Annotated in this window: 19 protein-coding genes; 9 read left to right on the forward strand and 10 right to left on the reverse strand. The window is 46.8% G+C overall.

All coding sequences use genetic code 11. From position 1 onward, the window contains the following. Window positions 1-62: 62 nt before the first annotated feature. Genes CPIN_RS03975 through CPIN_RS03985 form a run of 3 tightly spaced genes read right to left on the reverse strand, consistent with a single transcriptional unit; the run spans window position 63 to window position 3,382 of the window. Entirely contained in the window at window positions 63-2,042 is a 1,980-nt protein-coding gene (locus CPIN_RS03975) for an alpha-ketoacid dehydrogenase subunit alpha/beta (protein WP_012788482.1), read from the reverse strand. Window positions 2,043-2,053: 11 nt separating this feature from the next. After that, window positions 2,054-2,401: a phage holin family protein gene (locus CPIN_RS03980; protein WP_012788483.1), complete on the reverse strand. Its 348-nt coding sequence runs from the start codon at window positions 2,399-2,401 to the stop codon at window positions 2,054-2,056. A gap of 48 nt (window positions 2,402-2,449) precedes the next feature. Continuing rightward, complete coding sequence (locus CPIN_RS03985; RefSeq protein WP_012788484.1) at window positions 2,450-3,382, reverse strand: hydroxypyruvate isomerase family protein; 933 nt, start codon at window positions 3,380-3,382, stop codon at window positions 2,450-2,452. 165 nt (window positions 3,383-3,547) lie between these two features. Here CPIN_RS03985 and CPIN_RS03990 point away from each other — a divergent pair, with 165 nt between their 5' ends. The 3 genes from CPIN_RS03990 to CPIN_RS04000 all read left to right on the forward strand — a co-directional run bounded on the left by CPIN_RS03990 (window position 3,548) and on the right by CPIN_RS04000 (window position 7,345). Beyond that, window positions 3,548-4,519 (forward strand): formylglycine-generating enzyme family protein, encoded by a 972-nt coding sequence (locus CPIN_RS03990; RefSeq protein WP_012788485.1) that lies wholly within the window; start codon window positions 3,548-3,550, stop codon window positions 4,517-4,519. Between the two features lie 83 nt (window positions 4,520-4,602). After that, window positions 4,603-5,940, forward strand: coding sequence for a Gfo/Idh/MocA family protein (locus CPIN_RS03995; protein WP_012788486.1), 1,338 nt, complete (start codon window positions 4,603-4,605; stop codon window positions 5,938-5,940). An 82-nt stretch (window positions 5,941-6,022) separates the two neighbouring features. Next, window positions 6,023-7,345 carry a D-alanyl-D-alanine carboxypeptidase/D-alanyl-D-alanine-endopeptidase gene (locus CPIN_RS04000; protein WP_012788487.1) on the forward strand — a complete coding sequence of 441 codons (1,323 nt, stop codon included), beginning with the start codon at window positions 6,023-6,025 and terminating at the stop codon, window positions 7,343-7,345. On the opposite strand, the gene CPIN_RS04005 is transcribed toward CPIN_RS04000, so the two are convergent. From CPIN_RS04005 to CPIN_RS04025, 5 genes are all read right to left on the reverse strand, one after another. After that, entirely contained in the window at window positions 7,342-7,986 is a 645-nt protein-coding gene (locus CPIN_RS04005; RefSeq protein WP_012788488.1) for a hypothetical protein, read from the reverse strand. The two genes, CPIN_RS04000 and CPIN_RS04005, sit on opposite strands and share 4 nt — an antisense overlap. A gap of 111 nt (window positions 7,987-8,097) precedes the next feature. Then, window positions 8,098-9,465, reverse strand: a complete 1,368-nt coding sequence (locus tag CPIN_RS04010) for a carboxypeptidase-like regulatory domain-containing protein (RefSeq protein ID WP_148230503.1) — start codon at window positions 9,463-9,465, stop codon at window positions 8,098-8,100. Window positions 9,466-9,593: 128 nt separating this feature from the next. Continuing rightward, window positions 9,594-11,039, reverse strand: coding sequence for a Gfo/Idh/MocA family protein (locus CPIN_RS04015; protein ID WP_012788491.1), 1,446 nt, complete (start codon window positions 11,037-11,039; stop codon window positions 9,594-9,596). Window positions 11,040-11,108: 69 nt separating this feature from the next. After that, window positions 11,109-11,795, reverse strand: a complete 687-nt coding sequence (locus CPIN_RS04020; RefSeq protein ID WP_012788492.1) for a gluconate 2-dehydrogenase subunit 3 family protein — start codon at window positions 11,793-11,795, stop codon at window positions 11,109-11,111. 21 nt (window positions 11,796-11,816) lie between these two features. Next, complete coding sequence (locus tag CPIN_RS04025) at window positions 11,817-13,556, reverse strand: GMC family oxidoreductase (RefSeq protein WP_012788493.1); 1,740 nt, start codon at window positions 13,554-13,556, stop codon at window positions 11,817-11,819. 104 nt (window positions 13,557-13,660) lie between these two features. Between CPIN_RS04025 and CPIN_RS04030 the strand changes: the two genes are divergently transcribed. Next, complete coding sequence (locus tag CPIN_RS04030; RefSeq protein WP_012788494.1) at window positions 13,661-15,130, forward strand: gluconokinase; 1,470 nt, start codon at window positions 13,661-13,663, stop codon at window positions 15,128-15,130. A 74-nt stretch (window positions 15,131-15,204) separates the two neighbouring features. On the opposite strand, the gene mutL is transcribed toward CPIN_RS04030, so the two are convergent. Further along, window positions 15,205-17,097 carry a DNA mismatch repair endonuclease MutL gene (gene mutL, locus CPIN_RS04035; protein WP_012788495.1) on the reverse strand — a complete coding sequence of 631 codons (1,893 nt, stop codon included), beginning with the start codon at window positions 17,095-17,097 and terminating at the stop codon, window positions 15,205-15,207. Window positions 17,098-17,427: 330 nt separating this feature from the next. Between mutL and msrB the strand changes: the two genes are divergently transcribed. Continuing rightward, a complete protein-coding gene (msrB, locus tag CPIN_RS04040; protein ID WP_012788496.1) occupies window positions 17,428-17,892 on the forward strand; it encodes a peptide-methionine (R)-S-oxide reductase MsrB in 465 nt (154 codons plus the stop codon). 56 nt (window positions 17,893-17,948) lie between these two features. On the opposite strand, the gene CPIN_RS04045 is transcribed toward msrB, so the two are convergent. Continuing rightward, on the reverse strand, window positions 17,949-18,236 hold the full coding sequence (locus CPIN_RS04045; RefSeq protein WP_012788497.1) for a YciI family protein: 288 nt from the start codon (window positions 18,234-18,236) through the stop codon (window positions 17,949-17,951). A 265-nt stretch (window positions 18,237-18,501) separates the two neighbouring features. Between CPIN_RS04045 and CPIN_RS04050 the strand changes: the two genes are divergently transcribed. The 4 genes from CPIN_RS04050 to CPIN_RS04065 are packed head-to-tail and all read left to right on the forward strand — an operon-like array spanning window position 18,502 to window position 22,567. After that, on the forward strand, window positions 18,502-20,277 hold the full coding sequence (locus CPIN_RS04050) for a DUF4836 family protein (protein ID WP_012788498.1): 1,776 nt from the start codon (window positions 18,502-18,504) through the stop codon (window positions 20,275-20,277). A 29-nt stretch (window positions 20,278-20,306) separates the two neighbouring features. Further along, complete coding sequence (locus tag CPIN_RS04055; protein ID WP_012788499.1) at window positions 20,307-21,035, forward strand: ATP-binding cassette domain-containing protein; 729 nt, start codon at window positions 20,307-20,309, stop codon at window positions 21,033-21,035. Further along, window positions 21,032-22,231: a transporter gene (locus CPIN_RS04060; protein WP_044217825.1), complete on the forward strand. Its 1,200-nt coding sequence runs from the start codon at window positions 21,032-21,034 to the stop codon at window positions 22,229-22,231. Before CPIN_RS04055 ends, CPIN_RS04060 begins: the two co-directional genes overlap by 4 nt. Before the next feature lie 33 nt (window positions 22,232-22,264). After that, window positions 22,265-22,567, forward strand: coding sequence for a Dabb family protein (locus CPIN_RS04065; protein WP_012788501.1), 303 nt, complete (start codon window positions 22,265-22,267; stop codon window positions 22,565-22,567). Window positions 22,568-22,613 lie beyond the last annotated feature (46 nt).

Here is a 22,613-nt window from a genome sequence, read left to right on the forward strand (position 1 = left end):
GTTTATTGGTCCGGGCTGCAAGTTAGCGCATTATCCTGGAAAATCCCAACATACGTACCTGCCTAATAATTCATGAGTTGCTGTATGCATTGATGCATACGCGTTTTCGCGAGGAAATTTTTCTCCAGCTCAGCTGCAAAAGGCACCGGTGTATCGAGTCCTGCGCAACGCATTACCGGAGCATCCAGCAGGGAAAAACAGTGTTCCGCTATCCAGGCACTGATTTCTGACCCGACTCCACCCGTTAGTGTATCTTCATGCAGGACGAGTACTTTTCCCGTGGCTTCCACAGCGGCCCTGATCGCTTCATAGTCCAGCGGGAGTAAGGAGCGGAGGTCCAGGATGTGCATAGAGATATCCGGGTATTGCTGTGCATATTCCAGCGCCCAGTGTACACCGCTACCATAGGTAATGATGCTGATATCTTCTCCGCTTCGTATAAGTTTTGCTTTCCCGATTTCTATTGTGTACCAGTCCAGTGATACCGGTCCGCTGATACTGCGGTAGAGCGCTTTATGTTCAAAGAACAATACCGGGTTAGGATCGGCAAAAGCCGCCAGCAGCAGTCCTTTTGCGTCAGCCGGAGTAGAGGGATAGACCACTTTCAGACCAGGTACATGTGTGAACCATGCCTCATTGCTCTGAGAGTGGAAGGGTCCGGCGCCAACGCCGGCACCTGCCGGGAGCCGGATCACCACATCTGCCGTCTGGCCCCAGCGGTAATGTATCTTCGCCAGGTTATTGACGATCTGGTTAAAGCCGCAGCTGACGAAGTCGGCAAACTGCATTTCTATCATGCTCTTAAAGCCCATGATAGACAATCCCAGTCCGGCGCCAATGATGGCACTTTCGCAAAGAGGGGTATTTCTCACCCGTTCTCTCCCAAATATGGTGGAGAAGCCTTCTGTAATTTTAAAAGCACCACCGTATTCTGCGATGTCCTGTCCCATAAGGACGAGGTTCGGATAGCGGTCCATTGCCTGGTGCAATCCTTCTGAGATCGCATCTATAAACCGTTTTTGCGGGGAAGGTGTATCTTCAGGAGGAGGTATGGCCGGAAGGGCCGGCGCATAGATATCGTTCAGTTCATCCGTAATACTGACGGCAGGAGACGTGGCAGAGAGTGCCTCATGGATATCGTTATCTATTTCCTGCTTCAGTTGTTCCCTGATGTTTTTGATCTTATGATCGTCCAGGAGGCGGAGGTATTGGAGGAAGCCTTCAAAATGAAGGATAGGATCCTGTTTGGCCCATTCTTCCAATAGGGCAGGGGGAACATACTTTGTCCCGCTGGCCTCTTCATGACCGCGCATACGGAAGGTCATGGCCTCGATCAGGACGGGTTGCTGTTCCTGCAGCGCATGTCTTTTGGCCTCTTTGATAGCGTGGTAGACCTCCAGCAGGTTATTACCGTTGATACGCATACCACGCATACCATAACCTGCGGCGCGTTGTACGAGTTGCTCACAGCGGTATTGTTCTTCTACCGGTGTGCTCAGGCCATAGCCATTATTTTCTATAAGAAAGATAACAGGGAGGTCCCATACAGCGGCCACATTAAGCGCTTCATGGAACTCGCCTTCACTGGTACCGCCTTCACCAGTGAAAGCGAGGGCCACTTTATTTTCCTTTTTAAGTTTATGTGCGAGAGCAATACCGTCCGCAATGGAGAGTTGAGGACCCAGGTGTGAGATCATGCCACATATGTGATGCTGGCGGCTGCCGAAATGAAATGAGCGTTCGCGTCCCTTGCTGAAGCCCAGCGGACTACCCTGCCATTGATGAAACAACTGCTGGAGGGACATCTGCCGGGTGGTGAATACGCCCAGGTTGCGATGCAGGGGAAGTATCCATTCATCCATATCCAACGCTAATGTAGCGCCGACGGCAATCGCTTCCTGGCCTATGCCGGAAAACCATTTTGTCACCTTACCCTGCCGCAGGAGTAGAAGCATTTTTTCTTCTACCAGGCGGGGGTACAGTAGTTGCCTGTAAAAACTCAGCAGCTCCTCATCACTGATGTGTGCACGTTCAAAGTACATGGTGTAAAAACTCAATCGTTATTGCCTCCTGCTATACTGTGCATAATGCTACTGACTACGGTCAGTACCACACTGAATATCAGTGCCCAGAAGAAGCCATCCACGGAAAAGCCTTTTACCAGTCTTGCAGCCAGCAGAATGATCACGGCGTTGATCACCAGCAGGAAAAGTCCAAGCGTCAGTATAGTGGCAGGTAAGGTCAGTAACACCAGGATCGGTTTTACCAACAGGTTCAAGATAGCTAATACTAATGCAAGGATGAGCGCACTGGTAAAGTCTTTGATATTAACACCGGGCAATATATAGGCAGTCACCATTGCTGCCAGCGCCGTTACTAATAACCGGATCAGAAAGTTCATAGGGAGTTGAATTTTCCGGGAAGGTAATAAAATTGATGTTATACCCGATTACAGAAAATCGTCACTTTCGCGGTATGCCTTTATGAGCGCCTGTTCGCCTTCTTTTCCCGGATTGGCATTACCATGTTCCATGCCCAGGATACCTTTGAAACCTTTCTTGTGCAGGTGTTTGAAAATATTTTTGTAGTTGATCTCACCGCTGGTCGGTTCCTTACGGCCAGGATTATCACCGATCTGGATATAGGCAATTTCATCCCAGCACATGTCCATTACAGGGATCAGGTTGCCGGTATTGCGCTGCATATGGTAGATATCGTAGAGTATTTTACAGCTTGGGCTGTTGACCGCTTTACAGATGCCATAACTTTGTTCTGCGGTACGCAGAAACAGGTCAGGATTGTCGCTCAGGGGCTCCATCACCATTACCAGTCCTTCTTTTTCCAGTACGCCTGCTCCTGCGCGGAAGGCTTCGATTACATGTGCCGTTTGTACGCCGATCGGCAGGTTACGTTCAAAATAGCCCGGCACTACGGTCGCCCATTTGGCATTGACACGTTTGGCGGTTTCAAGTGCCCGTTTACATTCTTTTACAAAGGCGTCTTTAAACTCCTGTTTGCCGCTGGTCAGAGAAACCTTCCAGTTGTCGCCCGCATCGATCACAAATACCCCCATCTGCATACCGAGTTTGCTGAGCAGTTTACCGATCTTCTCCTGTTCTGCCGTATCTCTTTTCATCATGCCGTTGTCTTCAATGGAACGGAAGCCCTGATCATACATGAACTGTATCTGATCGAGGAAGCTGTCGCCGCCACTGTTTTTAAACATACCGTCATGAGGGGCATAGTTGAGATTGAAGGTTTTGCCTGCCTGTTCTTTCTCCTTCTCATTGAAGGAATGATGGGTTGCTGCTGCGGCACTGCCTGCTGCCAGCGTAGAGAGACCTGCCAATGTGCTCTGCTGAAGGAATTTTCTTCTTTCCATAACGTTAAAGGGTTGATTGCATGAATGCTAAATGTAATCGCTTTTTGATTCTGGTGCAAGGGGTCCCGGAGGGAAAAGCGTATTTCTTACCCTCATTCATGGAAAAAACGTTGCATCCCAAATTTTGATTTAATAAATTCACAGGTATTATCTTTCAAACGAGTTATGAAAAACAGACTATTGGCGTTGTCGCTGGGATCAATGCTTGCTGGTCCGGTGTTCGGACAGGAGACCGCCTCTCAGCCATTTGCTGCTTACGAAGAAAAACTGCCAGGAACTACATTCTCTTTTAAAATGGTGCCTATTCCCGCAGGAGAAGTAATGCTCGGAAGTCCCACGGGCGAAAAGGGCAGAACTGCCGACGAAGGACCACAAAAAAAGGTGAAAGTCAATGCATTCTGGATGAGTGCATTTGAGGTTACCTTTGAGCAGTATGACGTTTATTCCGATCCGGAAAAAGACAAAACACCTATTCCGGATGGGATGACCAGACCGAGTCCTCCATACATCGACCTGACCCTTGGGATGGGTAAAGTAGGCGGCTTTCCTGCTAACAGTATGAGCCAGTATGGCGCATTAATGTACTGTAAATGGCTCTATGCAAAAACCGGCGTATTTTACCGGCTGCCGACAGAAGCAGAATGGGAGTATGCCTGCAGGGCAGGTGCAACAACCGCTTATCCTTTTGGCAATGATGCTGCGAAACTGAAAGAGTATGCCTGGTATGCCGGTAACAGCGATAACAAGTATCATAAAGTGGGAGAACTAAAACCTAACGCCTGGGGCTTGTATGATATGCTGGGTAACGTGGCAGAATGGACCCTGGATCAGTATGATGAGCAGTATCTGCAACATGCAGAAGAGAACAATCCCTGGATCAGGCCAACATCCAAAACACCCCGGACGATCAAAGGCGGTAACTATCGCGATGAACCGGTGGCTTTACGCAGTGCCAGCAGATTGAAATCAGATCCGGCCTGGAACCGCAGAGACCCACAGATACCGAAAAGTTTCTGGTGGAATGCAGATGCGCCGTTTATCGGATTCCGCGTAGTGCGTCCGGCGCAGCAACCGACAAAGGAAGAAGCAGCGCGTTTTTTTGAAGAGGTCGTAGATCAGTACAAAGGATCAAGATAAGTTACAGACAGCGATAAGCTGTATATACAGGTCAACACAACAGCAAAAATTTCCCCGATTAACACATAAAAAAACCTTCTATCATGCAACAGGAAGAACTGAATCAATTCCACGGAAAGTCCCGCAGGGACTTTGTAAAAGAGTCTTCATTACTGGCTGGCGGTTTACTGACCATGCCGATGCTGTCTCAGGCCAATTTCTTTTCAGGAGCAGACAATGTTATTAAAATAGCGCTGATCGGATGCGGTGGGCGTGGTACCGGCGCCGCTGTACAGGCGTTGAGTACTAAACAGAACGTTCAGCTGGTAGCAATGGCCGATGCTTTTGCTGAGCGACTGAATAACAGCTACAATGACATTAAAGGAGAAGTAGGCGATACGCCAGGAAAACTGAATGTAAAAGAGGAGAACAAGTTTATCGGTTTTGATGCCTATAAGAAAGCGATCGCACTGGCAGATGTAGTTATCCTTGCTACACCTCCGGGTTTCCGTCCGATCCATTTTGAAGAGGCGGTAAAACAGGGTAAGCACATTTTCATGGAAAAACCTGTAGCGACCGATCCTGCTGGTATTAAAAGAGTGCTGGAAGCTGCCGAAGTAGCAAAAAGCAAGAAACTGAATGTTGTAGTGGGCTTACAACGCCGTTACCAGACCTCTTATCGTGAATTGTACAAACGTTTCCAGGATGGTATCATCGGTGATATTTTGTCTATGCAGGTATGGTGGAATCAGGGTGCTTTATGGGTAAGACCCCGCAAACCTGAGTATACCGAAATGGAGTACCAGATGCGTAACTGGTATTACTTCAACTGGTTATGTGGTGATCATATCGTAGAACAGCATATTCACAATATTGACGTCGGTAACTGGTTCATGAACGATTATCCGGTAACTGCCGTAGGTATGGGCGGACGCTCTGTACGTACCGGTAAAGAATTCGGAGAGATCTATGATCACCATTACGTAGAATACCGTTATGGTAATGGCGTGGTGATGAACAGCCAATGCCGTCACTGGAAAGATGCAGACAGCCGGGTAGATGAGGAAATCGTCGGTACAAAAGGGCGTATGCTGATGGATAAAGCCGTGATCAAAGATCATAAAGGCAAAGTGCTGTACCAGTTTGATAAGAAGCAGGAAAATCAGCCTTATCAGGCAGAACATGATGAGCTGTTTGCTGCTATCGCAAAAGGGGAGTATAAATTCCATGACGCAGAAAGAGCGGCTAAAACAACCCTTACGGCTATTATCGGGCGACTGGCCACTTATTCCGGACAGACCATCGCTTTTGATAAAGCACTGAATTCAGGGCTGAATCTGCAACCTGCTACCTATGCGTTTGATGCTGCGCCACCGATCGTACCAGATGCAGATGGCAATTACGCTTATGCACATCCAGGTATCACTAGATATTTCAGCTGACACGCTGTATATTAGAGAGATTTTGTAATATAATAAGATGTTGAAGGCTCCATTATGGAGCCTTCACTTTATAAGGAGGTTTATGAGATCATTCAGGATTGTTTTATCAGCTTGTCTGTTACTATCATTTATTAAGCCGGTTGCCGCCCAGTACGGTCCGATTAGAAAATGGGCGGAAGAAGAGTTGCTGACAAGTGCGCCGCTGAAACAGGCGCATACTGGTATCAGCATTTACGAACCTGCTACTGGTAAATACTGGTATAACTATCAGGAAGATCATTATTTCACACCAGCATCCAATACTAAGATCTTTACCCTGTATACCGGCTTACGCCTGCTGGGTGATTCATTACCAGCCTTGCGCTATTTCCGTACTGATTCTGCTTTGTATGTGAAGGGAATGGCAGATCCTGCGTTTCTGCATCCGGATTATAATGTGCAACCCGCCTGGCAGTTATTACAGCAGGCCAGTCAGCCGATTGTACTGGTACCGGCGGCGATAGAAAATAAACGTTTTGGGAGTGGCTGGGCATGGAGTGATTATGCCGACTACTATCAACCTGAATTAAACGAATGGCCGGTATATGGTAACGTCGCCCGGGTGCGTCATCATGGTGATAGTACCCTTATATGGCCCCGGATGTTCAACGATACGGTACATTTTTCCGTTCATCGGAATGATAAACTGGAGGAGTTGCTGACGGAAAGAGACGAGCGTATTAACCGGTTCTCCGTAACATACAATGGTAATGATAAAAGTGTGCAGGAAGGAGAGATCCCGTTTATTACGGGGGGAAGTGATGATCTGGTATACCGGTTACAGGACACTTTACATAAACCAATCACGATTGCTGCAGCAGGCAACCGACCTGCGCCTGCCTCATTCTCTTTGCTGAGAGGTATTCCGGTGGATACCCTGTTTCAACCAATGATGCATCGTAGTGATAACTTTTTTGCAGAACAGACGCTCATGATGTGTTCCGCTTTATTGTGGGATACGATCAGTACCGCACGTACGATTGCATTTATGCAAAAGAGTTACCTGGCAAATCTGCCGGATACGCCGAAGTGGGTAGATGGCTCCGGCTTATCCCGTTATAACCTTTTTACACCAAGAGATTTTGTCAGTGTGTTGTCTGACATGTATAAGAGCTATCCTTCACAACGATTATACGCCCTGTTTCCGACAGGCGGAAAAGGCACACTGAAGAACTATTATAAACAGCAGTTTGTGCATGCTAAGACAGGTACCTTGTCCGGATGCGTCGCATTGAGCGGCTACCTGGTTACTAAAAAGAATAAGACCTTGGTATTCAGTGTATTGGTGAATAACCATAACAACAGTGCTACCGCTGTAAGACGAACGGTAGAGCGTTTCCTCACCCAGATATGGGAACAGTACTAACGGATCCTGTAGTCCACCAGCCGCACTGTATCAGTTGCGGAGGCGGTTTCTATATAACCAACGCCCGGCGCATAGTAGTAAGTTGCTATAGTGCCGGCAGGGTAGGTGGTTTCTCCCACAATGATCGCTGCATCTTGTCTGATAGCAATCACGTCATTGTAAGTTCTGCCCATTACTTTTTTGGAAACATCCCTCTCAATTACATGGTATTGCAGCAGACCAAACTGCTTAACGCCTGCAACAGTTGCCAGCACGGTATCACTCCAGGTGGAACCGGTAGGATAGCTGTCACGTAGAAATAGCCTGTCACCTGGTGTCAGTTCATAGTCAGGTAGTGACAGGGCCGGTTCATACAGGAAGTAGTTGCCATTATCACAGCGGATAAACTGGTCGTTATACCCGTCGTTGAGAATGGAATACGAACGTCCTTCGATGCTGGTATCTTTCCTGACTCTAAGGGTGTACTGAGAGGCGTCTCCCAGACTATTAACATACTGATAGGTGAACGATGACCCGATTGTATACGGGGCATAACTACAGGGAGTGGCAATATTGAGTGCTTCCAGGCTTTTTTCTTTACGACATGCGCATATAGCAATAACACTCAAGGCTCCCAATAAGGATAGCAGTTTAGATGGCATAGGTTCTTACTCTAATTAGCATTGGCATAGGACGACACGGTATAGTAGGCCCATAAAAGTAATAAAAAACTTTCGGGCGACTTAGTATAAATTATTGAATATCATAATTAGTTAATCACAGACCACAATATTGGGGGTGATAGTGCCATTGCTGGCGTTGGTCGTCATGGCGGAGGTTTTTCCTGAACCATTGTCTGTTGCGGTCAGTGTGATGTTGACCGGATCATTTTGACATCTGACAATCGTTGTATTGAAACTACCTTGTGAAATGGTGGAGGCGTAATTCAGCCCATCGATATTGATGATCACTTTTCCGGCCGCTACATTGGCATTATCACAGTCTTTAGCCGTTCCCTTGATAACCAGGGAATTACTTGCCGGCAGGGTGATGGTGATGTTACTAACTGTGGCAGCTGTGCTGAAAGGGCCTATTTCCTGCTGACGCAGTACATTGTCGCAGTTATCAGTAACTGTCAGGATCAACACATTATTCGCGGGGATTTTACCATAGAATATACCATCTTCAGCAGAGAAGGCGAAGGAGGGTATGAAATCTACTTTAGTCATCACCGTTACCCTGAGATTGGGCACCGGATCACCATTCTGATCTTTAATATCAGCAGTGAGAACGATCTGAGGAAGGGTGGTGGCACATAGCCAATAGCCGGGTTTTGTGATATTACCGACATAATCATTGCCTTCACGTGTAGCAGTCCCTTCCTGGACCCAGAAACCGGTATCTCCGTTAAAATACCAGAGAGGTATTTCCGTAGGCGCATTGCTGGCCAGGGTATTAGGTATCATAATGCGGAAAATGGCCGGGTTGGTAGAGTCCGGATGCAGGGCATTACCGGCGCCATCTTCCATCGTGGTGGAGATCATACTGAAGGCCCGCAGGAACACCTGTCTGTTCTGGTCATTGATGCCTCTCAGGTCGCCAGGCATCTGATCGGCGATAGTACTGTTCTCCGGATTGATATAAATAGAACGGACAGTTACAGGACCGCCATATGGCTGGTCACCAGCGGTCAGAATGCTGCCGGCCGGAAAGGTGAGGGTTCCTTCTGGAAAGGGGATCACGCCGCCGGTAGTTCCACTTATTGGATTCTGATTTTCAAGCAGCAGTTCGATTTGTATATATTGTATGATCCCTTCCCGTACCATCAGTGTGCGGTAGCCTTTGAAATAGCCAGCTTTATCCACACTTACAACAGTCGCATCATCGGGGCCATTAATTTTTTCCAGCAGAAAATAACCGTTTGCATCAGTCGTGGCTGTTACACCGCCACCGCTTACAGTTGCGCCCTGTACCGGCTGACGTTGTTCGTTCAGTACACGTCCCTGGATACCGGTAGTGACAATTTGAGCAGGGGGAGGTTCTGTCTCCGGAGGAATTCCTTCAAGCGAAACTTCTTTCCTACAGGAGCTTATTGTTAATAACAACAGGCAATACACCAGCACCGGGGACAATCTTAACAAATGCATATGGAATTTGGGAGGGGATTAATGAACGTTGTAGTAAATATAGCGCTTAACTGGCTGACCAGCAAAGAAAAAGGGAAGAACATTGCTGTCCTTCCCTTTGAATATTGTTATTCGTGGCTGAGTTATACGCCCAGGCTCCAGCCCTGACGGTATGTTCTCTTAACGAATTGATTGGCATCATCAAAGTTGGTAATTTTCATTTCCTTACTATCCCAGAGCAGTTTGATATAACGGCCGGGGAAGCTGGTTTTACCTTCTTTTTCTTTCTTGATGTCGAAGCTTCTGATAGCGAGGTTGGCCATCAGCAGTGTTTCTGTCAGCGGACCGGCAATAGAGAACGGAGAGCTGATCAGTTTGTCTTTCGGACTATTGAAACCAGCGATTGCTGCATTTACCCACTGTACATAGTGTCCTTCCGGTACACGTGCAATGGTCTGCGGAGTGTTCGTCTGTTTGGTTTTGCTGGTTGGCAATAACTGCGGATCTCTACCGTAGGTACCACACATCATTTTACCTTTGTCGCCGATCAGGATCGCGCCGTTACCACCGTCACCCATTATTTCGTTAGGTCCCAGTTCTTCAGGGCGTTCTGGCTGGATACCGCCATCCATCCAGTGGAGGGTGATTTCTTTACCATTTTTGCCGTCGAATTTCAGGATTACGTGAGAAGATGGAGGACAGCTTTCAGGGAAGTAGCCGCGTTTGAATTCGTCTACATAAACGCTACCTACGCTACATTCTACTGATTTCGGATAACCAAGTCCGAGAATGCGGAATGGAGGTTCAATGATATGACAACCCATGTCACCCAATGCGCCGGTACCATAATCCCACCAGCCACGCCAGTTGAACGGTACCAGTTTATCGATATAATCTTTGTAAGGAGCAGTACCTAACCAGAGATCCCAATCCAGTTCTTTAGGCACTTCAGCCTTCATGCTGGACCATGGAATACCTTGCGGCCATACCGGACGGTCTGTCCAGCAATAAACAGTATGTACATCACCGATCAGACCGGCATTGTACCATTCCATCATCTGACGTACGCCATCGCCGGAAGCACCCTGGTTACCCATCTGGGTAACTACTTTATTTTTCTGGGCGGCGGCAGTCAGTGCACGCGCTTCGAAAATATCGTGGGTCAACGGTTTCTGCACATATACGTGTTTACCCAGCTGCATAGCCGCCATAGCCGCTACTGCGTGCTGGTGGTCAGGTGTGGAAACCGTCACTGCATCAATATGTTTATGCTCTTTGTCAAGCATTTCCCTGAAGTCTTTGTAGAATTTCGCTTTGGGGAAACGCGCAACGGAAGCTGCCGCCCTGCGGGTGTCTACATCGCACAGGTAAGTGATATCTGCAGGACCTTTTGCAATCTCAGACAGATCGCTTTCGCCTTTACCGCCAACACCAATACCGGCAACACGTAAACGATCGCTGGGAGCGATAAAACCTTTACCACCTAAGACGTGACGTGGAACGATCATAAAACCAGCTGCAGCAAGCGCACCTTGTTTTAGGAATGATCTACGGGATTCATGACTTCCCTTGTTATTTTTTTCGACCATATGTAACAAAATTTACCGATCAATATAAAAGAAAATGAGAGAAATTACCTGTTATTAATGATGTGTGGATTAGTCCCAGGTCATGATCGTGCCCCTGTCTTCCATTTTTACGTATAGTGGAAGCAGTTTTTCATCGTAGGCAAGACCATATTGTTGTAAGACATCTGCCGGGACACCATTCCATTCGTTGGGAACATTGCCTTTATAGTCAAGGTCTTTGATGCCGGCTTCGCTGGTGAAGAAGCCATTGGCCGTGAGGTCGCGCATCAATGAGAAAAAGGCTACGCCCTGACTCATTTCTGGTTTGGCCTGCTCCGGATAGGCGATCTGGTCCACCAGTTCCAGCTGTTGTTGTTGTGTACAGTCCGTAAACGCATTGTTGTAACGTTTCATGCACTGTACATCCAGCCAGCGTAATCCGCCGCGCAGGGGCAGTTTGAACTGCGGTTGATCTTTTGCCATGAACTCAATGAATTCAGGCACTTTTGCTGCTGATGCACTGATAGAGTGATCATCTGCGGGGATAATAATATCTGAGAGTACGGTGATTGTTTTCAGCTCTGTAGCGGTAAAAAATGTCTCCGCCATCAATGATGCATCTCTTGCAGCTTCTGGTTCTGTACGACCGTAGCCGCCTAGTTTACCTGCTGTTTCCTTGTCTTTGGCCGGAGACTTTTTATCATCGCAGCCGGTCAGTATGGCGCCAACGGATAAGGAGCCTATTGTCAGCGCTTTGAGCGATTCCCTTCTGTCCATAATAGGATGAATTAAGGTGTATTAAAGGTTTTGCTTTTTCAGTTCACTCATCATGTATTCAGAAGCACGGAGTGATAATGCCAGAATGGTCCAGGTTGGATTTTTATCAGCCTGAGACACAAACGGACCACCATCTACAACAAACAGGTTTTTCACATCGTGCGCCTGGTTATACTTATTAAGTACGGAGCGTTTCGGATCATCGCCCATACGGGTAGTACCTACTTCGTGAATGATCCTGCCAGGGGTTTCCAGTCCGTAGTTTGTTTCAGGACCAGGTTTGGTCCCCAGTGGTACGCCACCCATTTCATGGATCAGCTGATCAAAGGTATCCTGCATGTGTTTGGCCTGTTTGATCTCATGATCACTCCAGGTATAATTGAAACGCAGTACGGGAATCCCCCATTTATCCACAACCTTCGGATCTATTTCACAATAGTTGTCCTCACGGGCAATACATTCACCTCTGCCGGCCATACCGACGGTTGCACCGTAAAAGTGACGATAATCGTCTTTCAGCGCAACACCATATCCACCAGCAGGTTTAATTTTGCCATCACTGCCCGGATATTTGCCATTCAGCCGATCTATGCCGGTAAACCCGCCGTAAGATGGCATACGCATGCCACCGCCGAATTCTATATGATATCCACGGGCGAAGTCCAGTTTTTTATTGTCTTCCCACCAGGGAATGTACACGTGCATGCCACCTACGCCGTCTTCATTGTAGCGCTTACGGCCTACAAGTTGCGGCATAAAGGCTGCGCGGGAGGAACCGGTAGAGTCGTGCAGGTATTTACCAACAACATTGCTGGAGTTGGCTAATCCGTTAGGGAATCTGGATGATTTTGAGTTCAGCAGCAGACGGGCAGATTCACAGGCGCTGGCTGCGAGTACGATGACCCGGGCATTCACCACATATTCCTGGAGATCTGTTTTATCGACATATGCCACACCTGTTGCCTTTCCTTCTTTATCAGTGAGCACTTCCCTGGCCATGGCGTTGTCGTAAAGATCGACATGTCCGCTTTTCATAGCTGGTTTGACAAGTACGGAAGAAGAGGAGAAGTCAGCGTATACCTGGCAGCCACGGTTACATTGTCCGCAGAAGAAACAGGCGCTACGCTCTTTATTTACAGGTCTTGTCAGCATAGACATACGCGAGGTGATCACCGGAATCTTCAGTTTATCTCCCGCTTTCTTCAGCATCAGTTCATGCAGTCTCGGTTTGGGAGGAGGCAGAAAGAACCCGTCCGGCTCATTGGCCATCCCTTCCCGGGTGCCAAATACGCCGATCATTTTATCAACACGGTCATAGTACGGAGCGACATCCTCATAGCTGAGAGGCCAGTCATCACCCAGACCGTCATAACTTTTATGTTTAAAATCCCTTGGACCGAAGCGCAGGGAAATACGTCCCCAGTGATTGGTACGTCCACCTACCATGCGGGAGCGGAACCAGTCAAACTTTGTCCCATCTTTGGCTGTGTAAGGTTCTCCTTCGATCTCCCATCCACCGTAAGCAGCATCAAAATCGCCAAATGGGCGGGTCGTGGTAGCGCCTCTGCGGGGAGATGCGTAGGGCCATTTCAACTGGGTAATTTGTTGCGGATCAGCCGGATCGTATTTCGGCCCTGCTTCCAGGAGGGCTATTTTAAGTCCGGCTTCAGAGAGTATTTTAGCAGCCATACCGCCACCTGCACCTGAACCAACAATGCAGATATCATACACAGGTCCCTTCTGTTTTATCTGAAATGCCATAATCGTGGATAATTTATTTGACCTAAAGTGATTTTAAATCTATAAATTATTTTCTAAGGATTATAGCAAAAAAAGTATAAAAGGAAATTTCTAAAAACATAGTAATGGAATATATAATAGGTGTGGATCTGGGTACAAGCAGTGCCAAAGTGATTGCTGTAAGACAGGATGGAAAGGTGATGGCCCACTCGCAGCAGGAATATACTATTACACAACCAGCGCCTGGTCATAGTGAGCAGGATCCTGATGTGATATTACAGGCTGTGAAGAACGGTATCAGAAGCGTGGCCACTATTATGAAAGATCCGCCGGCAGCGGTGTCATTCAGCACAGCAATGCATAGTGTAATGGCCATGGATGGAGACGGAAAGGCCCTGACTCCACTGATCATATGGGCGGACAATCGTAGTCAGCCAGTGGCGGACAGGTTACGGCATACTTCCCTGGCCGCCAGCTTACATCAACAGAGCGGTACGCCGGTACATGCTATGTCTCCGCTATGTAAAATCATCTGGTGGAAAGAACAGGCGCAGGAAGTATTTGGTGCTGCTGCCTGCTTTATCGGGATCAAGGAATATATTTTCTATCATTTCTTTGGTCGCTATATCACAGATCATTCTACCGCCTCTGCGACGGGTTTATTCAATATACACGAACTAACATGGAACACTGCTTCCCTGGAAACTGCCGGTATAACAGCTGCTCAGTTACCTGAACTGGTCAGCAGTGATAGTATCATTAACGGCTTACTGGAAACAGCGGCACAAGAACTGGGTATTCCTGCCAATACCCGCTTTATTGCCGGCGCGAGCGATGGCTGTCTGGCACAACTGGGCAGTAATGCACTCGATAAAGGACATGCCACACTGACAATCGGTACAAGTGGGGCGGTACGTATGGCGATTGACCAGCCATTGACAGATGAGGAGGGAAGGCTGTTCACGTATGTGCTGACACCCGGTCATTTTGTAACAGGTGGAGCGATCAATAACGGTGGCGTAGTGCTGCAATGGTACCTGGATGCTTTCCTGCAATCGGCTACAGAAAAGCCATTGCATGTAGATGCCGGTTTGCAACAGGCCATGAGTACACCGGCAGGAGCGGAGGGCTTGTTATGTCTTCCTTATCTACACGGAGAACGTGCGCCGGTATGGGATGGTCATGCAAAAGGCGCTTTTATCGGTGTACAGCCACAACACACCACCTGGCATTTTATGCGGGCTTTACTGGAAGGAATGGCGATGGGCTTGCTTAGTATCACGGAGGCGCTGGAGGAGACAGCGGGAAAGGTGGAGAAGATTTCTGTGAGCGGTGGGTTTACGCATTCGCCGGAATGGGTACAATTGATGGCCGATGTATTCCAGCGTCCTATGCATCTGCGGCAGGAGAGTGATGCTTCTGCCATGGGAGCGGTATTACTGGGTTTTCAGGCCCTGAAAATAGAAACCGGTTTTGGAGCAGTGTCAGAAAAGGTATTTGAACCACGTACAGAACACGCAGCTGTATATCGTAAGGCATATGCGATACACGGTAAGTTGTATGGTGCTTTGAAAGATATTTTTCCCTTGTTATGAGGCAGGGAACATGAAAAAAGCCTGATCGGAGACGATCAGGCTTTTTCTATTATAATTAGCTTATTGTCAGTTGCTTATCCGAACATCTTGGCGAGGTCCGTCAGTTTAAAGGAGATATAGGTGTATTTACCTCCTGGTGAGGAGTTGGGCATGGTGCAGGCAAACAGTTCGTCGATGATATTCTGCATCTCGCGGGTAGACAATGATTTTCCAGCCTGGATGGAGTTGTTACGCGCCATGGAGCGGATCAGTTGTTCTCTGCGGGGCAGTTTGAGTTCGTGACTAAAATGTTTGAACTGTTCGAGCAGTCCTTCAATGCTGGCCTGTTCGTTACCACTCTGGATATCTGCCGGCGTGCCTCTCACTACAAACGTATTGTTGCCGAACGGCTCCAGGTCATATCCGAGGATTTGCAGATCAGGGATCATTTCCATGATCAGTGCAGCATCCGCAGGTAATAACTGTAATGTTTGCGGGAACAGGCTTTGCTGGGTAGGAATAGCGGTTTCCTGAACGGCGCGCTGGTAGCGTTCATACAGGATGCGTTCATGCGCTGCCTGCTGATCTATCAGGATAAAGCCGGATTTGATCTGAGACAGGATGTATTGCTGGTGTACCTGAACAGGGACCTTCTGATCGATGCTGGTGTCCTGCCAGCCTTCATCGATCATCGATGTGGCGGAAGAACGGCTTTCGATGGTCGTGGAGTGGGTCGTGTAAGACTCCTCCTGCGGACTGTCCATTGTTTCAGTCTCCGTTTCTGTATACGTTACATTAGACTCGCCGGAGCCATACAGGTCTTTCCAGTGTTTCAGGTTACTGGATTTATCGATTGTATGGGCCTGATTAGCCTGTGTAAAGCTTTTATAGAGGGAGGTATTGACAGATTTAGCCTGTTGCTGTTCAGTAAATGGTTTGCTGACAGCATCCAGCTGCTGGATACCAGGATCCAGGCCGAAGTCCAGGGTAGGTGTGATGTTGAATTGTGCCAGTGCGTGTTTTACAGCGGACTGTACAAAGGCATACATCAGCTTTTCGTCATCAAACTTGATTTCCTGTTTGGTTGGATGAACGTTGATATCCACATGACCAGGATCCAGGTCGATAAATAATACATACAGCGGGAAGCTGTCAGCCGGGATCATCTCCGCAAAAGCATTCATGATGGCATGGTGCAGATACGGGCTTTTGATAAAACGGTTATTGACGAAAAAGAACTGATCTCCCCTGGTTTTCTTGGCTGTTTCCGGTTTTCCTACGAATCCGTGTACGTTCATATAATCAGTCGTTTCTTTTACAGAAACGATCCTGGCATTATAATGCTGTCCAAGGATGGCGATAATACGCTGTTTCAGGGAACCCTTTTCCAGGTAGAAAAGCTGTTGTGTATTGTTGGTAAGTGTGAACTGGATCTGGGGGAATGCCATGGCTACGCGGATGAATTCATCCACGATATGCCTCATTTCTGCGGCATTGCTTTTCAGGAAGTTACGACGGGCCGGTACGTTGAAGAAAAGGTTCTTCATAGCGATACTGGTACCTTCGGCTGTCTGACACATTTCCTGTTTCTTCACAGCACTGTTGTCGATTTCTATGTAGGTACCTATTTCCGAACCGCGGAGACGGGTTTTGAGTTCTACCTGGGAAACGGCGGCAATAGATGCCAGCGCTTCACCACGGAAGCCCATCGTACGTATGGAGAAAAGATCGTTTATCGTCTGTATTTTGGAAGTAGCATGTCGCTCAAAGCACATCCGTGCATCCGTCTCACTCATGCCTTTTCCGTTATCAATCACCTGCACCAGCTCCTTTCCGGCATCCCGGATAATGAGTTGAATTTCTGTCGCACCTGCATCTACGGCGTTTTCCAGCAGCTCTTTTACTGCTGAAGCGGGCCGTTGGATCACTTCCCCTGCTGCAATCTGATTCGCTATATTGTCTGGTAATAGATTTATAATATCCGCCACTTATTATGTGCCTTTTGCCGTAAAGTTAGCAAAGTTTAGTCTTTGATGGGGGAACTGAGGCAAAGAAGTGCGCCGGAGAATGTGTATATAAGGTGGACTTGTCAGGAGGCTGATAAACGAATGTGCGTACAGACGGGCATCTGGCGCTGTGGGAATTATGTTAGTTACTTTATCCGGGATGTGGAAATATAATTTATTCACATCATTGTGTTGTTAACAAGACGTTAATCAATAATATTTTAGGCTTTGAACAGGTGGAATCTGATAAATTTGAGCCTTTCCATCTTAGTTAGCAACCGCACCTATTCTCAGGAGCCAAAAAATAAGTATATGGAAGACCAGAAAAAGAGTGATGTATACTCAAGAACGGATACCAGCAAAGTGAACCTCACCAACGAAGAATGGAAAGAGCGCTTATCTCCGGAGGTATATAATATTGCCAGGGAAAAAGGCACCGAATGGGCTTTTACAGGAAAATACTGGAACAGCAAGGATGATGGTACCTATTACTGTGCAGCATGTGGTAACCCGCTGTTTGTATCAGATGCAAAATTTGAAAGCAGTTGTGGCTGGCCCAGCTTTTTTGAGCCGGTGACCAAGGGGAGTCTGATCTATGCGCCCGATAATACGCATGGCATGCATCGCACAGAAGTGATGTGCGGACGCTGCAAGGCACATCTCGGACATGTATTCGACGACGGTCCTCCTCCGACTGGATTGCGCTATTGTATCAATTCCGTTATACTGGATTTTGAAAGAGCGAAAGAGGCCGAAAATAAATTTAATGGGAAATAGTAAGTCTGCGGATGCCTGATTACAGATATGGTTATTATACGTAATCAGGCATTTCGTTAGGAAAGATAAGACTGTAACTCGTTGACGTAGGATGTTGGCTCAAACTCGATAATCTCATACAATGCCAGCTGGTACTTGTCCAGTGGATCTTCAGTGATAATTTGCTCTACTTCTTTACGGCTTGACGCTTTACAAATGATTAATCCTCCGGATTTCGGCTTACGGCGTCCCGCCAGTATAAATTGTCCGCTTTTATAGAACTTCTCCAGGAATGCTCTATGTTGCTCCATATAATGCTCTACGGCAGCTACCGGACGGATGTATTGTAAAAGAATTAAGAACATAACAGCGCTTCAATAATAGGATTTAGAATCATTTAGAGACCTCTTTATAGTGCAAAGGTATAAAACTATTGCAGCTTTTATTTTTATAATAATAGCGTAGAAATGAATGTTTTATCGCAATATTTCCTGACAACCCCCGATTGGATGCCCAAATGCTAATATATGAATAAAATCGCTAATTTATATCAGGCCCCTATAAGGTAGTAAACGAAAAAGAGAGTATTTTAGCGTCCAATTCACTCATTTTTAATTTTATCCCCCGATTATGACAAAAATGTTTTCCAAAGCTTTGTTAGCCGCATCGGCCGTCGCGATCCTGCTATCCTCCTGTTCCAAGGTACCGGAGCAGAGCAAATATATTCCTAAGACAGCCAGCGTTGTAGTAAGCGTAAACAGCAAGGAAATCAGTAAAAAGCTGATTACCAATGGCATCACCATGGACAAACTTTTCGCTGCAGTACAGGAAAAGGATTCGCTCAGCGAAGCGCAGAAGTTCTGGAAGGATATTGAGAATTCAGGACTGGACCTGCAGGCTAATTCCTTCGTATCAGTTGTATATGGCAAGGAAGCGTCTTATGTGGCACTGACCGGCGGTCTGAAAGACGCAGGCAAATTTGAAGATTACCTGAAAAAAAATGTCAGCAATTTCTCCCTGCAAACGAAATCTGACTATAAATACATCCTGGAAGAAAAACAGGAAGCGGTAATCGCATGGAATAAAAGCACTGTTATCTATCTGAAGGGAACAGAAGGTGACGCTATGCAGAAAGCGTTACCTCCGGGTGCTATGCCTCCGGTTCCAGGTGCAGATTCAGACAGCGAAGAAGCTACAGATACCAATACGGCTCAGCCGGCAGCGCTCGTTACTACAGAAGGCGCTCAGCAATGGGTAACTGAAGTAGATCACCTGTTCCACCTGAAAAAAGAGGAAACCGCTGGTTCTATCGAAGCATTCAATGATCTGCTGAAAAATAATGCAGACGTTAGCCTGTATGTGAATCCGGAACCAATCTACAGCGCACAGGCGGCTATGATGCCGGCTAACCTGAAAACACTGCTGGCTGATTGTTATTACACAGGTGCCGTAAACTTTGATAAAGGTAAGATCGTAGTTGAAGGTACTTCCTACGTAGGAAAAGACCTGGCTGCTATCTATAAGAAATATGGCAACATGGAAGCTGACCTGGATATGCTGGAGAAATATCCTTCCCAGAATATCACCGGTTTCCTCGTTTATGGTTTTGACTTCCGTATGATCGGTGACATCGTAAAAAGCACCGGCCTGGATGGTATCGCTAATATGGGCCTGCAAAGTTCAGGGCTGACACTGGACGATATCCTGAATGCATTCAAAGGTCAACTGGTATTCGTTGCTTCTGACTTCGAAATGAAGAAAAAAGCAAGTCTGTATGACGGCGATTCTACCACTTCTCCTGAATCTAAATGGGTATTTGCGATGAAAGTAGGCGACAAGGCTGCTTTTGACAAAGTAATGAACTCTCCGATGCTGAAAGGCTTCTTTACCAAACAGGGTGATGGTTATGCATTGACGCAGAACTTCCCGGGTATGCCAGCGATCTCTATTACCGATAAACTGGTAACAAGTGCTTCTGACTCAGCATTACTGCAGGAGTACCTGGGCGGTAAAGGCAAAGCTGGTGGTCTGGATAATAGTTTCGTAAGCAAGATCAAAGGTAATCCAATGGGCGCTTATGTAAACTTTGAGAAGATCGTGAATAACATCCCTGATAGCGAAATTCCTGCAGAAGGCAGGCCGCTGGCTGGTAAATTCAAGAACCTGCTGAAAGATATGACTGCTGTCAGCAACTCTTTTGATGGTAAAACACAGCACTCTCAAATCGTACTGAACTTCAAAAATGAGAACGAAAACAGTCTTGTGCAACTGGTTAACCTGGGCACTGAAACTGCTAAATTCATAGAAGACTCAAAGAAAGCAGAAGCTGCTTCGGTGGATAGCGTTGTCGCTGCAGTAGATAGCGCAGCTCAGGCTGCAGAAGCTGTTGAAGCAGGCAAAAAATAGGCTTGTTACAGCAGATAACGGAAATGTCCATGGCGGTACGACCACCATGGACATTTTCATTTGGAAAAAGCTCTATATTGAGTCATCATTTCAAGAATACCAGTTACATGCAGATACAGTTAGATAACCTGGTGCCTGTTCCGCTGCGGGACAAGATCCTGCAACGATCCTCAGATATCTGGAACAGGCAGATAACATTTACCCCGGGTAGTTTCATCAAAATAAAAGCACCTTCCGGCACCGGTAAAACGACACTGGTGCATTACCTGTATCATATCAGAACGGATTATACCGGTCAGGTACTGGTGAATGGTCAGCCATGGGGCTCCTATGACAAAGCAGCTATTGCGGCGATGCGACAGGAACAGGTGAGCGTCATATTCCAGGACCTGCGTGTATTCGAACAGCTAAGCGCCGGAGAGAATATTGAATTGAAAAGGGTGATGAACGGTCAACCATACTGTACCGCTGAAAAGGTAACAGCAATGGCGGCAAAACTGAATATCACGCATATACTGAATCAGAGCGGAAGAACCCTGTCTTATGGCGAACGCCAGCGTGTGGCAATCATCAGGGCACTGGTGCAACCCTTTCAATGGCTGGTGATGGATGAGCCATTCAGTCACCTGGACGAAGAAAATACACAGCGTGCAGCACAGCTGATAGCAGAAGAATGTAAAGCGCGTAAAGCAGGATTTATTTTAACAGATCTGGATAACGATTCCAGGTTTGCATATGATATACATTATAACTTATGATGCCATCCTTTTACCAGTTACTCAAAAAAATCATTCAGACCGGTATTGGCAGGGCCCGCCTTATAATGGCCACCGCCGGATTAGGCATTGCCATGATATTGCTCCTGATCGCGATACAGGCGCATTCCGATTTTGACCAGTTGTTGTATAATCAGCAGAATGCTAATGAAAGTGCTGACTTTCTGGTGATCAATAAAAAGATCACGAATGCGATGATGGGACAACGCGGGCAAAGCATGTTCACTGCTGCTGAAATTGCAGATATCCGCCAACAACCTTTTGTAGAGGCATTCGGGTTTATCACTTCCAATCAGTATAAAGTAACAGCCGCTGCACCAGGTGATCTGCATTTCTATACGGATATGTTTTTTGAATCAGTACCCGATTCTTTTATTGATGTGAAAAATGAAGAATGGAAGTGGACGCCTGCTGATAATACGATCCCGATTATCCTGCCTAATGATTTTCTCAACCTTTATAACTTTGGTTTTGCACTGAGCCAGGATCTTCCACAGATCTCACAGGAAACCGTGAAAGCGATCCCAATGAAAATAACCATTTCACAGGGTTTGCTGACACAGGAATTTACCGGACGAATTGTTGGATTCTCTGACCGTATATCCAGTTTCCTCGTGCCAGGCAGCTTTATGGAATGGGCGAATGGTAAGTTTGGTAATGGTGTAGTGGCATCTCCTTCACGTGTGATCATCAAAACTAAAGATCCATCCAATCCGGCACTTGTAAAATACCTGGACGATAAAGGGTATAATACCAACCAGGATAAGATCAAATACAGCAAGACAAAAATGATCGTACAGACCATTGTATCTGTTATCGGCTTTTTCGGTTTAACACTTTTGTTATTTGCATTACTGGTGTTCAGCATGTTTATCCAACTGGTAGTTGCCAGCTGTAAAAAAGAAATACAGTTACTGGTTACATTGGGCACCGCACCCCGTCAGTTACAACGATACCTGATGCGTCAGTTTGTACCTTTGTATATTGCTATCGGGATTGTCGCGTTATTGCTGGTGGCTGTTTTGCAATGGTGGGCCTCCAAAGAGCTGGCTATACATGATATGATCATCTCGCCATGGATCGCAGCAGGTACCGGTATCGCCACTGTAATAATGATTGTATTGGTCTATGTAGTAAACAGGATCAATGTGCGGGAATCCATTAATGAGATCAGCTGATAAATTGTTTCACATACTTAAACTATAAAGAAGATGTTTGTACACGTTGTAAATTTCTGGCTGAAGCCAGGTCTTTCAGAAGAAGATATCAAGAAATTCGAAGAAGGCGTACAGTCTCTGAAAGCGATTGAATCACTGGTGATGTTCAACGTAGGTAAGCCTGCAGCAACTGATCGTCCTGTAATAGACAAGAGCTATAGCTATTGCGAACTGACGGTATTCAACGATGAAGCAGGCCATGATATCTATCAGCAACATCCTGTACACCTGGCATTTGTAGAGAACTGCAAACACCTGTGGGAAAAGGTACTGATCTATGATTCTGAAACGATCTGATTAAATATCAGTCCGACGAATATTTAAATAAAAAAGCAGGCAGCTC

The sequence above is a fragment of the Chitinophaga pinensis DSM 2588 genome (assembly GCF_000024005.1).
Lineage (GTDB): Bacteria > Bacteroidota > Bacteroidia > Chitinophagales > Chitinophagaceae > Chitinophaga > Chitinophaga pinensis.